A 12,582-nucleotide genomic window follows, 5' to 3' on the forward strand; every position below is an offset into this window, starting at 1 on the left:
AATCGACTTTTTGCTCGGAATAGCGTACCTGATGTCCGGTTAGCCTGGAGTGACATTTAGGGACGCGTGCTGTGAGGACATTTTTTCCGTTATTTGCGGCTACAGGAGGTTTTGGGAGGTGGATGGGACTTCTGTTCCGTTATTTAACTATTAACCTATTAAAACTGAGGAAATTTTGGTGAATAAGGCATCTGATGTCCGATAGATTCTTATAATCGACTTATTGCTCGGAATAGCGTATCTGATGTCCGGTTAGCCTGGGGTAGCATTTAGAGCCCAGTGCTGTGTGGACATTATAGCGAACCTAATGTCCCCTCACAGATATTCCCTCCCACCTTGGGCTAGACGAACAATACTTTGAATTACACCTTGCACATCTTCATTCTTTTTAATCACAAATAAATGGTCGGCTTCCCCTTCAACAGGATCTACTACCTCTTCCGTTAATGAATCTGCCTGCTGACGACTAAGTACCTGTTCAAAATTAGATGCACTCCGAAAAATATTCGTACTGCGTTGGCTATGAGAAACACGTTCTTCGAGGACATCATCTGGGATATCAAAATGAACGATAACTTGAGTGAATTTCTCTTTTGGGTAAAATTCTTTTAACAAATATTCTCTATCTTTTCGGTTTCGATTCGAATTACATATAATTATGTGAAGGTTTGTTTGAGTAATCGCATACTCTGCTATATATTTTGAAACACCGTATTTTAGCATGTTAGGACCCTGTTTTGGCTGCAGTTTTTCATAATAGGTATTGATAAAAGCAGCATGGTTGTCTTGATCCATCACAATAGAATTTTCTAATTTCTCCTCAAGTGCTTGAGCAAAGGTAGATTTTCCGCTATGTGTTTTTCCAACCTTCATAATTAGTAATCGTTTCATGTTTTTACTCCTTAATCGTCTTTCATCGATGGAGAAGATCGTCTAATTTTTCTGGTGCTGGTGCTTCCTTTGTTATTTTCACTTCAATAGCAGGTCCTGATTGAATCGTAACATAGTACTGCTTTAACTTAATTACAATAGATGTTAATAATTCTTGTTGATTTTTCGTTAATCCATATCCATGAATTGAATCTATTTTTCCATGTTGAAAAGAAAAACTTGAATTATAGCTGTTCTGTTTAGGAATTTGTTGTTCATTGAAAATGAGTAGATCATCCCAATCCTCATCCTCAATCCACCCTAGTTTCCAATATACTTTTTCCAATGAATCAGGATGTTGCAGGGTTAGTGTAAATTCGCTAGATAAAAGGGTTAGCTCGTTTTCATATTGATAGGAATGGAGTGAAGTTGCATAAATTCCTTCAAGCAACCAACCCTTTTTTGAACTCATTGACTTCCAATCTTCATTCAAAATAGATTCTCCTTTTTTCCGGGACTAATCCCAAGTATTAAAAACGACCTCTCCAACACTTCTCGGTTTCCAATACACCAATTGTTTCAGTTCTGCTTGGTGCAATGTGTTTTCATTATGTATGACAATATTTTTATTTTGAGAATATCTTATCGGTTCACGAAGTTGCTCCGGACTAAGTACGTTATAATAATCTCCAAAAAAACTCATTAGTTCACGGTTATGAATGAAAGTCATCTCATTCGTGTGAGTTACAGAAGCCATGAAAGGATAATGTTTATTAAGCAAAATATAAATCATCTTTTCTGCTACTATCATTTGGCATTCATAGTAGTTCTTCGTTGGAGGTTCTTCAATAAATTCCAATATTTTGGCATCAGGGAGAGCATAACAAACTTGTTTAAATTTCTTTTCATCTTCGTTCGGTGCTGGTTGGAAACCTGTTACACCGGAGCGCAATATGATCAAGTTTCATCCTCCGAAATAACCCCGTACCTATTTGTTTGCCCCATCCAAGAACTTACATCACGCCACTTTACCTTTTTAGCTGCAATCCAGCTATTTCGACCGACCGTATAATTATCAGGATCCCAACCATATTCATCTGCCCAATAAAATAATCCATCACGCTGGATCAATGTTGCATCGTAAATAATTGAATCCTGATTTTCTCCCCTGGGATGGATATGCATTTCCGTCACTTCTTCAAAATACAACTCAATTGCAGAAGGATTACGAGACTGTTTTTGAAACAAAATCCGAACCTTTGTGTCCAATCCCAGTGGCACAGCCATTCCTAACTCATCACCCACAAAACTATCTGTACTCATGTGCAATTCTTTTAAACAGCTATCATGAAAACCACCAAATGTCTCCATGAAAACATCAATATCCTTCTTATTATTTATTTCATTCCAAGTCATAGTAATGGACTCCTTTCAGTAGGCTACTGTTTAACGGAACATCGATTCATCCGAAGTCCGAATGATTCCTCTTTCCGTTATTTCTCCAAAAATACATGGTTTCTTACTGCTCACGGTTCCTCGTTCCTTTATTTCCCTTTTTAACACTATAAAATCTAGGATTTTACGGCATTAACGGAACCAGTCAATTTATATCCTAATCTTAGGTAATATATTCCCATATTACTATACATTCTCAATATTCACAAAAAAAGATTTAAACACCCATTAACATTATTGAATAGTTATCCCATAGCTTGGCATTCTATAAACAAAACAGAAGGAAGGAGATAATGTATGATTCAAAGAAAGTGGTTTTGGTTCATGTTGATTGGAATGATAATTTTGTTTGCAGCATGTAATGACAATGATTCCAACAATAACGAAAACAGTAGTTCCAATGACAACAATAGCGCTAGTCAAAATAACAGTTCAAATGATGGTAGTGGAGAAGATGAAGTTCCGTATAACCCACCTTCAACAGATGATCTTGACCCTGATAACCCAATGACAGAGTACATCCAATATGGGGAAGAGATATTTAATGAAACGAATACTGTGATGGTGGATCATGTTGGGAATGAACTTTCATGTCAAAGCTGTCACGCTGATGGTGGAGTTGGACAAGGTTCTCCCATGGTAGGAGTTACGACACAATTTCCACAGTATCGTGCCCGTGAAGGTGTCGTGTTTACATTAGAGGATCGAATTAATGGCTGTATGATTCGTAGCATGAACGGGAAAAAAATGGATGAAGATAGCAAGGAAATGCGTGCACTAATGTCGTACCTAACACATATATCAGAAGGTATTGAAGTTGGAGAAGATATCCCATGGCGCATGAGGAATACAATGAAGGAAATCCCTGAACCTAGTGTTGCAAGTGGGGAAGAATTATACGAACAAAGCTGCATGAGCTGTCATGGCGCTGATGGTGCTGGTTCGGGTGCAAATACTGGCCCTGCTTTATGGGGAGAAAATTCATTTAACGATGGTGCTGGAATGAGTCGCATGGTAAAAATGGCAGGTTTTATTAAAAATAATATGCCTCCTGGCAATCCTAACCTTACCGATCAAGAAGCAGCCGACATCGCTGCATATATTCTTTCACATGAGCGTCCAGAATGGGAAGGACATGAAACCGATTGGCCTAAAGGTGGCAGACCTACGGATATAATTGATAAGGAACGTCGCGAAAAAATACGTAACGGTTCATTTGATTGGACAGAGATTGACAACATCATACCTGCAGATTGATATGTTAAAAAACCTAGTGGGGATAAGGATAAAAACTATGTAGTGAGAACAACTTTTTCTTATGAAATCATCAGATGACTTCCACATCGAAAAGGAAAATATTCACGCCTTATTCCCATACAAACCCAAATACAACCCCTACACAATATCAAATAATTCTCCTATCATTCTGCCAAATCCTCGCACTAGCCAAAAGATAATTCGTAATGGTAGAAATAATAGCTCAGGCACCCAAAACAAGGCATCAACTAAAAAGTCCCAAAATGTGTATGAACCAGATTCCTTCTTCCTTTTTCTCGAATTTCTTTTCTTTCGTTCCCACCATTCCTTCACTTGCGTTCACTCCTCAATCCCCTTGATTTGGCAATCCCAAAAAGTAATTCCGAACTTCTTCAGGCAATTCCTCCACTTCCAGCACTTCTAACTTTTGTGTACCAGGAGTTGTCATCACAACATAGGACGTATTATTGTACTCAAAGACGGAGAGTTGCTTAATCGTATTTGGTGAGTTTTCTTGAAGAAAAGCAAAGTCTTCTTCCGTCACATGATCCTCGTAACCTTCTAACATTAATTTTTCCATCGTTTCATAATCATCGGCAAAATGTATTTTTTCGTACAGTTCGACTGAGTTTTTAGGTGTAAAAGCTAATAAATAATACACTGTACCTGCGATAATGACTAAAGCTAGTGCCAAAAATAAAAGCCATTCTTTCCGTGTTCTCTTTTTGATAATTCCCTATATTACCTCTCCTATATATTACGAATCTAGTAACCAAGGGATATTCAGCTGAAAAATTAATTGAACGACTGGACTAGGGAAACTCTCTGGTAATAAATCGATCTGTTCGTCAAAGCTAATTTCAATACTTGTGTCAGGGCGGAAGTTCTCCAATTGATCATCATCTGGAGACTCTATGATTCTTCCAACAAAATGGTAAAAGCCATTATAAATATGTAATCCATCTTCCGTTTCACTTAGTTCAAAGACTTCTCCTTCTTTGCGAGGGTCAATTCCGAACATAGAAAATAACTCCATAACCTCCCGTGGAAAAGAGTCACACGCTCTGACATAATTCACACAATAATCACAGTTGCAATCCTCTGTGATTAAATAGTAGGTTTCATAAAATGCTATTGTCTTCTCTACATCAACCTCAACTGTCCATGACCCCATCTTTATTTGTTTCATCTATTCCTAATTCTCCTTATAAACGGATGATTTTCCCGACTTCCTTAATACAATCCAATTAATGATACTTATAATAACAACTGCTAGTCCGTAATATAAAACTCCTAAGACTTGACTAATCCCGTCCGTCTCCGTTCTGAACCACCAAATACCCGCCAAACTCAAGGTGATAAAATTTGCGATTACAGCTGTTAGAAATGCCCCCTTCAATTCATCCGTTTTTCTCAACATAAGGAGTCCTAAAAATAGAGAAACCGTTAACGACAAAACGATCCAAGCAATAAACAGTCCTAACACCTTAGCACCTCTCCCTTATGGACCAAATATCAACGTTCCCCAAATAAAATAAAATGGTGGGAAATAGACAATAGCGATTACTAAGTTACCGATAAGCCCGATTAACCCAACATATCTTCCGATGGATTGCTTCTTTTGTTTCAATGGCCGACCTATGAAACTAAAAATTAAACCAACAAGAATTAGTCCGTAAAATAATAAATACGGAGAAGCTACAACGTAAATTTCCACTAAATAGTACACAATTGCAGCTACTAAAAATACAAAGCCAATCCAACTATACGTTTGCTTTGACATAGGTAAGGCTCCTCTGAATTCCGTCTTCATTTTCATACGATTCACATTCTAATAGGTTTCAATTTTCCGAAATCTAAACCGCAGATTCCTTTATCATTTTCTTATCATTATTACATGCGACATGACTGCTCAGTATTTCGGTTAATTTTTCTTTTGCATCTTCTGAAACAACGATGACACTAGTAGAAAAAACTCGTTGCTTGATGATCAGTTCATATCCTTTATCATTAATTTCTTTTGAATGGCCGTAATATTTATGATTGATATCGATGAATTTAAACTCATAGGATTTGATATTTTTCCAAGGAATAAATCGACTTCCAGATACGAGACCATCACCATACACAGCGAACATATTAAATAAATCATGAGAATACATTGTCGGGATAAATAACAATAGTGTTAATGTCCAGCCATCACTAGAATCAATTAGTCCTACAACAAACATGACCAACCAAAATACGAGCATAGCAGTAAATAAAATGATTCCCCATTTCTGTTCTTGATAAGTTGGTGGTGCTAATTTCCGATCCGGATGCTTTCTAATTGCTGTATCTTCACTATTAATCGGAAATGCAGGTTTTTGCGACATTTTCAATAGCACTTCTAAAAACTTTACTAATTGATACATGAACAAAATAATAAATAACGTTCCAACAACTATAACCATTTGGAAGCCTCCTTAACTTGGTGTGACGATTCATTCGCTGTAAACTTCTTTTTCAAAACTATCTCCATTACTGTAGACAGTTTTAATAACTAAACGCATATCTTCATACATCTCTTGTTCATATAAATGGAAAAAACGGATTTCATTTTCAATCGAATGGTTTCCATTCTCGATTGTAATTTCTTCTTCCCCAATCAAGTTATTCCCTTGGTACTTCAGTAAATACACTTCATCCACCACAATACTTGATTGATCGACACCATGATAGGTGACGTTCACATGATAAATATCATCCATTAAATCAACATCTGTCTGGATAATCCCATATTTACTAGCTCCGAAATAATCCATATATTCCCATCTAATGTCATTTGATTTTACCATATCATCAGATGATACTGTAACATAATAACGGAGTTTACTTTTCTCACGTTCTTTTTCATCAATATCTGGTTTCATCATTTCACTATGATTCGTTTCATTTCGAATAAAAATATCCCATTGTGGCTCCACATCGAGTTTCAATGGAACCGTCACTTGATACAATCCTTGCTCTATTGCTTCTACAGGAATATCTGTAAATTCTTCCTCATCTCCAAATGCATAATGAAAAACAACCTCTGAATCCTCTTCCAGTTCCTTTATTTGCCACTCAAACTTGGCCTCGGTTGTTCCATCCTCTTCATTCTCTTTATTAAAATTAAATTGAATTGGACTAATCCAGCTTTGTTCTTCTTTAAATTCCGCAAGCGCCGATTCTATTTGTCCAGTTTGTGTATGTACGTTATTCATTATGTCATGTTGGGTGGTTGACAGTTGATCCATCCGAAACTGTAACTCATCCACTTTTGAAATTAAAGTAACATTCATGATCAAGCTAATTACTAACGCAACACCAACAAAAATACTAATGTATTTTAAATACTTTTCGTTATTCATCCTGTTTTCCCCCTAAACACGAACTAAGAAAAGCGCAAGCGCCTTGGTCACCCCCGACAAGCTTAAGCCGAGCCTCGTCGTGGCGATTTTTGCCCGTGATGCGGATTGACTTAAGACCTCGAGGGGGTAGGCGCTGGAGCTAGACATCTCTGAAATTTTATACTTCATATATTTTAAAAAAACATTCTTTTGAATAATATTCTAACATAATTCTGTCAGGCAAAGAACATAAGTCAGAATTTTGTGTTAAGATTGTGAAGGAAAGTACTATTAAAAGAGATTCAGGAGACTAACAACGGTCTGGTCGTCGACAAAATTCGGGAAGTGACAGGCACTAATGGAGAGGGAGGCTAAGTGTGGCAAAGAAGTTATTCTATCCTTTTATAATTGCTGGTGTTGTACTTATTTGGGTATTCTTCTTCTATAACGACAATTTTTCTAATCAAGGGATATTAGATAAGGTCACTAGTCGAGAAGGGTATGTCCTAAACCTAGTGCGAGAAAATGAACCTGTGAAATTTTTTATTAAACCAGAATGGATTCAGTTAAATGAAAATGGTGAAAAAGAGTTGGACATCGAATTAACGGAAAAAAATAATACCACTATTATTCTCGACGGTACTTTCATGCGTGATGACAATATAATTAGTTTTAGCTTTGATACAAGTTATGAGATGGATTATGGTGCTGGAAGATTCTTATACAATGGAATTTTTGATCCAAATGGAACGTATTACACACAAACTTCGCATAAAAATTACTACCTATATAACGAAAATGGAGATGAGATTGAAATAGGATCCGTTGGGCAAGGGCCAGAATCGGCATTTGGATTTGAGATTGAATCAGAAGATGTAGCTTTAATCAAAAATGGGTTCTATGTTGAGTATTCAGGATTTTATTTATACGAGTATTATAAGGATGGCTAGAGATTAAGGTGGCCCTGTTGGTCAACAAAATTCGGGAAGTGACAGGCACTATAGGAGGAGAAATCATGACGAATCAATCTAAAAAATTCACTAAAATAGAAGCAGAACAATTGAATATCGTGGATAAGGAAGGAAAAGTAAAGCTTTCTTTATTCAATGAAGACAACATTCCACCTGCGTTGATGGATGGAATGGATATTCTACCAGGCCATAGGCAAGATGATCCGCTGTCTGGCTTAATGTTTTTTAATGCAGAAGGCGATGAATGTGGTGGTTTAATTTATGGGAATGAAAAAAATGATGATGGAAGCTACCAATCCTTTGCTTCATTAACATTTGATCAATATAAGCAAGACCAAGTTGTTCAAATGAGGTATGTCGATGATAGTGGAAAACGTAGCTATGGCTTCGGACTATTCGATCGCCCAAATCAAAACTTAAGAAAAGTGATTGAGAGAGAAAATGAAATAAAAAATTCAAATCTCACTGATGAAGAAAAAGCCTCAGCCATCAACCAATTATATGAAGGTAATGTAGAACGGGCATTTATGGGCAAATCTCCAAACGGCGACGTGTCCGTTAGTCTTATGGATAACAAAGGAAACAAGCGAATTAGAATGGTAGTAGATGAAAACGATGTTCCAAAAATAGAATTTCTCGATGAAGAAGGAAATGTAACTTATAAACTACCACCTGAATAATGGGGTTTCCTAGTTGATAGGAACTCCATTTTTAATTGTATTCCATTCGACAAAATCCGGGAGGTGACAGGCACCTATAGATTTTTGACAAATTTCGGGAGGTGACAGGCACCAACGAGAGACCGGAGTTTTTCCCCAGTTCTCGTTCTTGCCTACACTCTTCCTCTCATTCGGCTGACTTTCACATCAATTTCGTCCATTGTTTCTTGCATTCTTTTTAATGTCTTGCTATAGTCTTGTTCGTTTAATTGTTTTTCGATGTCATTCATTTTTTTTTGCAAGTCTTTTAGTATTTCATTTTGGGTATCTAGTGATTGTGAATTATCTTCAGAAAGTTTAGTATCGATGTCATCTAAACGATCGCTCATTTCTTCGATTACATCAGAAAGCTGTTCACCATTCTCTATCGTCTTTTTATTTCCTTTAAATGATTTGAATAGTTGCAGCATATCCGTTAACCCTGAGTTTTTTAGCTTCTCGAGATCAGATGAATTCTTCAATTTATTAATATTTTCTTCATCAGCAAGTTTAGTAAATAAAGTAGTTGCATCCTTTAAAATATCAGCAATCTCATTTTCTTGTTTATCTTTTGACCTCTCATTCCTAGTTGAGGTTCTTTTACGCTCTCTATAATTTTCTTTATCTTCCATCGTTTCTCTCTCCTTTTATCGATTATGAATGCCCCCTGGGAGAGTAGCTACTCCCAGGAAGACATTTTTATTTTGCTCAACCATTCATTATGCTTAGATTGTTCCTAAAATATCATCAATACAATCTTTAACAATATCACGTTGATCAGGTGAGCCTAGCAAAACTGCTACAATCATTGCGATGAAGAATATCAAGGCAATTAGTAGTGCTACTAACATATCGTATCCCCTCCTTTCGTAACCAAAAGATAGGAGACGTCTCAGTTATAACCTATGTATTTCTCGTAAAGTGAACTGGACAATTATCATTACTATATTGAAAATGATTTGTTTAACTCATGACCATTTGCCTCAATTTCCTTGATATTTCCTGCGATTGGGAGCTCATTCGCAAATCACAAGGTGCACAGACCGAGCTGGATAATCTAAAGTTTATATTCAAAAAAGACCCTTAAAAACATTGTTGTATCGCAATGTTAATTAAGGATCTTTCATTCTAACTATATTTTTCGACAAAAACCGGGAAGTGACAGGCACCTAGATGGTTTTGATTTTCTTAATAAAGTAATAATGTTTATAGAGACCAAGTGCTACTATAATAAGTTGCACAAAGAGGATATCAACTAAAAATAAGGACAATACAATAAAGAAATCGGCAATTAAATTGATACGGATTTTCTCTTTAAGGGTCATCCCTCTATTTTCACGAAATCCAACGACATATTTATCATATGCTTTCGTGCTTTTGAACCAATTATCAAGCCGCTCCGAACTTTTTGTAAAACAAAAAGCTGCAATTAAATAAAACGGACCACCCGGTAATACAGGCAAAATCGTACCCGCAACACCTATGCTAAATGATATAAGTCCAATAACTACAAATAGAATTTTCTTAACGTGTTTTATTGTAATCACCTTCGCTTGAACCAACTTTGGAACCGTCTAATTATTATATTATAGAAAAGTTCTATTTTATGCCATTAATAGTACTAATATCTCCTTGTGTACAACAGAATATCATAGCTTTGAATTAGAATATTTCCTTTTTGTACGGGAAACTTCGAAATCGCCTGTTTCTATGTAAATAGTGTATTGAATGTCCTCGGCCAAGTGACAATATTCTTTGCCAGCTACTGGCAGGACATTTTTTCCGTTATTTTCTAGAATACCATGGTTGGTGGTTCGGTGGGGACATTTTTTCCGTTATTCTACAAAACTACAGTGTATTCTCTACTATTTTTGCATAATAGCGTACCATTTGTCCGATAGAATCCGAGAAATGCTTGTTTTTATGGAAATAGCGTAATGGATGTCCTCTCAGAAGTTCTGTCCCCCTCATCGGTGCCCATCTTTTCTTGCTTGTATATATCCGTAATATGCACAGGTGCCATTTTGGGACAGATCTTTTACCTCAAACCCACACTTTTCATAGAAACTGAAATTATTAGCGGATGTGTGAGCAAACCAATCCCCATGTGGAAGTTTTTGAAGGCAGAGTTCCACGAGCTTCTTCCCGATGCCTCTTCCACGATATTCGGTTAATACAGCCAGATCCATAATGTTAGCAGCCATTATTTTATCTGAGATCACTCTAACCATGCCAATCATTTTATTCTCATCCCAGACCGTAAAGGCCCAAGTAGAATTTTGAAATATCAATGTAAACTTTTCCTTTTGCCATGTAGGAGTGTTTCTTGCCCATCCTGCATCTTCAAACAGTGCTTCCACATATTCAGCAGGAACACCCTCGGTACCTTCCCTAATTACCAATCCATTGAAGTATTGATACATTATTATCATTCCCTCCATATTCCCGATTTCTACAACGTCATATCGGCTCCATACCAGGTCTGATGGTCATTTTCCTCCGTACAGGGTTGTATCCAACTAATACCAAATTGAAAAATGCGATGATCTGTCGTTACATTCGTTTCATATTCAATTCCATTATTTAAATATCGACCACTATAATCATAACCATCTTCTTCCTCCATACCGAACGAAGCTTCAATGCCTATCGTCAATTTCGTTAAATTTTTGTAAAAAGATATGGATTCGAATCGTTCGCCACTTTCAATATCCCCTTGTCCATTGATATTAGGAAGGCAACATCGTATCTTTTGTATCCCAAATTCACTCCTATAAGGATATTGAATTAAAAATCTACCATCCACGTCACGGCAGGATTTATTTAATGAACATCTAATTGCCTGATAATCGATTTCCTGCTCATTAACTAATATTTTAATCGGACCAAGTGGCGTTACTAACATAATGATCACCTTTTTGTTGGATTTTACTGCAATTATATTACTTTGATGATAACATAATATTCAGAAATAGGTTATTTAATTTTATCTATTTTCAAATACTCAACATGGGGTGAATGATTGGACATTTATTCCTTTATAAGTCTATTTTTTAGTGATTTTAGATTTAGGAGGACATATTTTCCGTTATTCACCGAAAATAGTGGTCAACTGATATATTTTCGATTTAATAGAGTACTAGATGTCCGTAAGAATTGCAGAATACCTGTTTTTAGTAAAATAAGGCACTTAATGTCCGAAACTTCTATATTAATGGTATATTATAGTTTAATGTCAAAATATACTAGCAAAAAGGAGGATGCAAATGGATACAAAATTTCCAATTGGCACATTAGAAGTTCCAGATAAAGTAACACTAGAAGATATTCAAGTATGGTTGAAGCAGATCGATACTTACACGACACGATTAAGAGAAACGGTCGACTCTTTGAGTGATGAAGAGTTAAGCAAGACATACCATGACAGGAGTTGGAACGTCCGACAACTAGTTCACCACATTGCCGACTCACAGATGAACATGTTTCAACGCTTAAAGTTAGCTTTAACTGACGAAAATCCACTCGTTCCAAATTTTGACCAAGACAAGTGGGCTGTTCAACCTGATACAAAGCTTCCGGTTGAAAGTTCAATTAAAATGCTAGAAGGCATCAATGAGCGCATCGTCTCTTTAGGAAATAGCATTACGGAAGATCAATTAGGTCGAATCTTTACCCACGAAAATAATGGTGAGATTACCGTCGCAACAAAACTTGCCAAATTAGCATGGCACGAAGAACACCACTTAGCGCACATTAAAATCGCACTATCAAACTAACAATCCCTTAAAATGAAAAACAATCAGAGGTTCACTTTCCCCTGATTGTTTTTCACTTCTTGATCGATGAATCCTCGTTCCGTTATTCACCAAAAAACTACTGTTTTTCGCCTCGTAATGAATCCTCATTCCTCTATCATTGCATTTATCAACTTTTACAATCATATTCTTGCTATTAACGGAA

At 36.4% G+C, this 12,582-nt stretch carries 21 protein-coding genes; 4 read left to right on the forward strand and 17 right to left on the reverse strand.

All coding sequences use genetic code 11. From position 1 onward, the window contains the following. Nucleotides 1-315: 315 nt before the first annotated feature. Genes BUB12_RS16190 through BUB12_RS16205 form a run of 4 tightly spaced genes read right to left on the reverse strand, consistent with a single transcriptional unit; the run spans nt 316 to nt 2,286 of the window. On the reverse strand, nt 316-891 hold the full coding sequence (locus BUB12_RS16190) for an AAA family ATPase (RefSeq protein ID WP_072891949.1): 576 nt from the start codon (nt 889-891) through the stop codon (nt 316-318). A 22-nt stretch (nt 892-913) separates the two neighbouring features. Next, complete coding sequence (locus tag BUB12_RS16195) at nt 914-1,363, reverse strand: hypothetical protein (RefSeq protein ID WP_072891950.1); 450 nt, start codon at nt 1,361-1,363, stop codon at nt 914-916. A gap of 24 nt (nt 1,364-1,387) precedes the next feature. Beyond that, entirely contained in the window at nt 1,388-1,831 is a 444-nt protein-coding gene (locus tag BUB12_RS16200) for a hypothetical protein (RefSeq protein ID WP_072891951.1), read from the reverse strand. Next, entirely contained in the window at nt 1,828-2,286 is a 459-nt protein-coding gene (locus BUB12_RS16205; protein ID WP_072891952.1) for a hypothetical protein, read from the reverse strand. Before BUB12_RS16205 ends, BUB12_RS16200 begins: the two co-directional genes overlap by 4 nt. Before the next feature lie 336 nt (nt 2,287-2,622). On the opposite strand from BUB12_RS16205, the gene BUB12_RS16210 reads away from it, so the two are divergent. Then, nucleotides 2,623-3,582 carry a c-type cytochrome gene (locus BUB12_RS16210; RefSeq protein WP_072891953.1) on the forward strand — a complete coding sequence of 320 codons (960 nt, stop codon included), beginning with the start codon at nt 2,623-2,625 and terminating at the stop codon, nt 3,580-3,582. A gap of 138 nt (nt 3,583-3,720) precedes the next feature. On the opposite strand, the gene BUB12_RS16215 is transcribed toward BUB12_RS16210, so the two are convergent. The 7 genes from BUB12_RS16215 to BUB12_RS16245 all read right to left on the reverse strand — a co-directional run bounded on the left by BUB12_RS16215 (nt 3,721) and on the right by BUB12_RS16245 (nt 6,974). Then, nucleotides 3,721-3,915, reverse strand: a complete 195-nt coding sequence (locus tag BUB12_RS16215; protein WP_072891954.1) for a hypothetical protein — start codon at nt 3,913-3,915, stop codon at nt 3,721-3,723. Between the two features lie 13 nt (nt 3,916-3,928). Next, nucleotides 3,929-4,276, reverse strand: coding sequence for a hypothetical protein (locus BUB12_RS16220; RefSeq protein ID WP_234982740.1), 348 nt, complete (start codon nt 4,274-4,276; stop codon nt 3,929-3,931). 63 nt (nt 4,277-4,339) lie between these two features. Then, the gene (locus tag BUB12_RS16225; protein WP_072891956.1) at nt 4,340-4,771 is read right to left on the reverse strand and encodes a hypothetical protein; all 432 of its coding nucleotides are present in this window, start codon (nt 4,769-4,771) and stop codon (nt 4,340-4,342) included. Between the two features lie 6 nt (nt 4,772-4,777). Next, a complete protein-coding gene (locus BUB12_RS16230) occupies nt 4,778-5,068 on the reverse strand; it encodes a hypothetical protein (RefSeq protein ID WP_072891957.1) in 291 nt (96 codons plus the stop codon). Nucleotides 5,069-5,083: 15 nt separating this feature from the next. Further along, entirely contained in the window at nt 5,084-5,365 is a 282-nt protein-coding gene (locus BUB12_RS16235) for a hypothetical protein (RefSeq protein WP_072891958.1), read from the reverse strand. Between the two features lie 73 nt (nt 5,366-5,438). After that, entirely contained in the window at nt 5,439-6,035 is a 597-nt protein-coding gene (locus BUB12_RS16240) for a hypothetical protein (protein ID WP_072891959.1), read from the reverse strand. Between the two features lie 30 nt (nt 6,036-6,065). Continuing rightward, nucleotides 6,066-6,974, reverse strand: coding sequence for a hypothetical protein (locus BUB12_RS16245; protein ID WP_072891960.1), 909 nt, complete (start codon nt 6,972-6,974; stop codon nt 6,066-6,068). A gap of 356 nt (nt 6,975-7,330) precedes the next feature. Between BUB12_RS16245 and BUB12_RS16250 the strand changes: the two genes are divergently transcribed. After that, entirely contained in the window at nt 7,331-7,903 is a 573-nt protein-coding gene (locus BUB12_RS16250) for a hypothetical protein (protein ID WP_072891961.1), read from the forward strand. A gap of 65 nt (nt 7,904-7,968) precedes the next feature. Continuing rightward, complete coding sequence (locus BUB12_RS16255) at nt 7,969-8,604, forward strand: hypothetical protein (protein ID WP_072891962.1); 636 nt, start codon at nt 7,969-7,971, stop codon at nt 8,602-8,604. Nucleotides 8,605-8,756: 152 nt separating this feature from the next. Here BUB12_RS16255 and BUB12_RS16260 read toward each other — a convergent pair whose 3' ends face one another. The 5 genes from BUB12_RS16260 to BUB12_RS16275 form a co-directional block, all read right to left on the reverse strand. Further along, the gene (locus tag BUB12_RS16260; RefSeq protein WP_072891963.1) at nt 8,757-9,254 is read right to left on the reverse strand and encodes a hypothetical protein; all 498 of its coding nucleotides are present in this window, start codon (nt 9,252-9,254) and stop codon (nt 8,757-8,759) included. A 93-nt stretch (nt 9,255-9,347) separates the two neighbouring features. Next, nucleotides 9,348-9,473, reverse strand: a complete 126-nt coding sequence (locus BUB12_RS18220) for a hypothetical protein (RefSeq protein WP_268801946.1) — start codon at nt 9,471-9,473, stop codon at nt 9,348-9,350. Nucleotides 9,474-9,791: 318 nt separating this feature from the next. Next, complete coding sequence (locus tag BUB12_RS16265) at nt 9,792-10,184, reverse strand: YbaN family protein (protein WP_234982741.1); 393 nt, start codon at nt 10,182-10,184, stop codon at nt 9,792-9,794. 405 nt (nt 10,185-10,589) lie between these two features. Next, nucleotides 10,590-11,045 (reverse strand): GNAT family N-acetyltransferase, encoded by a 456-nt coding sequence (locus BUB12_RS16270; protein WP_072891964.1) that lies wholly within the window; start codon nt 11,043-11,045, stop codon nt 10,590-10,592. Between the two features lie 29 nt (nt 11,046-11,074). Next, a complete protein-coding gene (locus BUB12_RS16275) occupies nt 11,075-11,527 on the reverse strand; it encodes a hypothetical protein (RefSeq protein ID WP_072891965.1) in 453 nt (150 codons plus the stop codon). 361 nt (nt 11,528-11,888) lie between these two features. Between BUB12_RS16275 and BUB12_RS16280 the strand changes: the two genes are divergently transcribed. After that, on the forward strand, nt 11,889-12,398 hold the full coding sequence (locus BUB12_RS16280; RefSeq protein ID WP_072891966.1) for a YfiT family bacillithiol transferase: 510 nt from the start codon (nt 11,889-11,891) through the stop codon (nt 12,396-12,398). Here BUB12_RS16280 and BUB12_RS18135 read toward each other — a convergent pair. After that, on the reverse strand, nt 12,390-12,582 hold a 193-nt coding region (locus BUB12_RS18135; RefSeq protein ID WP_234982742.1), incomplete at its 5' end, for a hypothetical protein. The two genes, BUB12_RS16280 and BUB12_RS18135, sit on opposite strands and share 9 nt — an antisense overlap.

Origin of the sequence: Ornithinibacillus halophilus, from assembly GCF_900129485.1 — a bacterium.
Lineage (GTDB): Bacteria > Bacillota > Bacilli > Bacillales > Amphibacillaceae > Ornithinibacillus > Ornithinibacillus halophilus.

What these genes read in the sequence shown, in the direction of transcription:
- BUB12_RS16190 (WP_072891949.1), bottom strand. Translation starts at nt 891, where the DNA reads ATGAAACGATTACTAATTATGAAGGTTGGAAAAACACATAGCGGAAAA.
- BUB12_RS16205 (WP_072891952.1), bottom strand. Translation starts at nt 2,286, where the DNA reads ATGACTTGGAATGAAATAAATAATAAGAAGGATATTGATGTTTTCATG.
- BUB12_RS16210 (WP_072891953.1), top strand. Translation starts at nt 2,623, where the DNA reads ATGATTCAAAGAAAGTGGTTTTGGTTCATGTTGATTGGAATGATAATT.
- BUB12_RS16225 (WP_072891956.1), bottom strand. Translation starts at nt 4,771, where the DNA reads ATGAAACAAATAAAGATGGGGTCATGGACAGTTGAGGTTGATGTAGAG.
- BUB12_RS16235 (WP_072891958.1), bottom strand. Translation starts at nt 5,365, where the DNA reads ATGTCAAAGCAAACGTATAGTTGGATTGGCTTTGTATTTTTAGTAGCT.
- BUB12_RS16240 (WP_072891959.1), bottom strand. Translation starts at nt 6,035, where the DNA reads ATGGTTATAGTTGTTGGAACGTTATTTATTATTTTGTTCATGTATCAA.
- BUB12_RS16245 (WP_072891960.1), bottom strand. Translation starts at nt 6,974, where the DNA reads ATGAATAACGAAAAGTATTTAAAATACATTAGTATTTTTGTTGGTGTT.
- BUB12_RS16255 (WP_072891962.1), top strand. Translation starts at nt 7,969, where the DNA reads ATGACGAATCAATCTAAAAAATTCACTAAAATAGAAGCAGAACAATTG.
- BUB12_RS16260 (WP_072891963.1), bottom strand. Translation starts at nt 9,254, where the DNA reads ATGGAAGATAAAGAAAATTATAGAGAGCGTAAAAGAACCTCAACTAGG.
- BUB12_RS18220 (WP_268801946.1), bottom strand. Translation starts at nt 9,473, where the DNA reads ATGTTAGTAGCACTACTAATTGCCTTGATATTCTTCATCGCAATGATT.
- BUB12_RS16270 (WP_072891964.1), bottom strand. Translation starts at nt 11,045, where the DNA reads ATGTATCAATACTTCAATGGATTGGTAATTAGGGAAGGTACCGAGGGT.
- BUB12_RS16275 (WP_072891965.1), bottom strand. Translation starts at nt 11,527, where the DNA reads ATGTTAGTAACGCCACTTGGTCCGATTAAAATATTAGTTAATGAGCAG.
- BUB12_RS16280 (WP_072891966.1), top strand. Translation starts at nt 11,889, where the DNA reads ATGGATACAAAATTTCCAATTGGCACATTAGAAGTTCCAGATAAAGTA.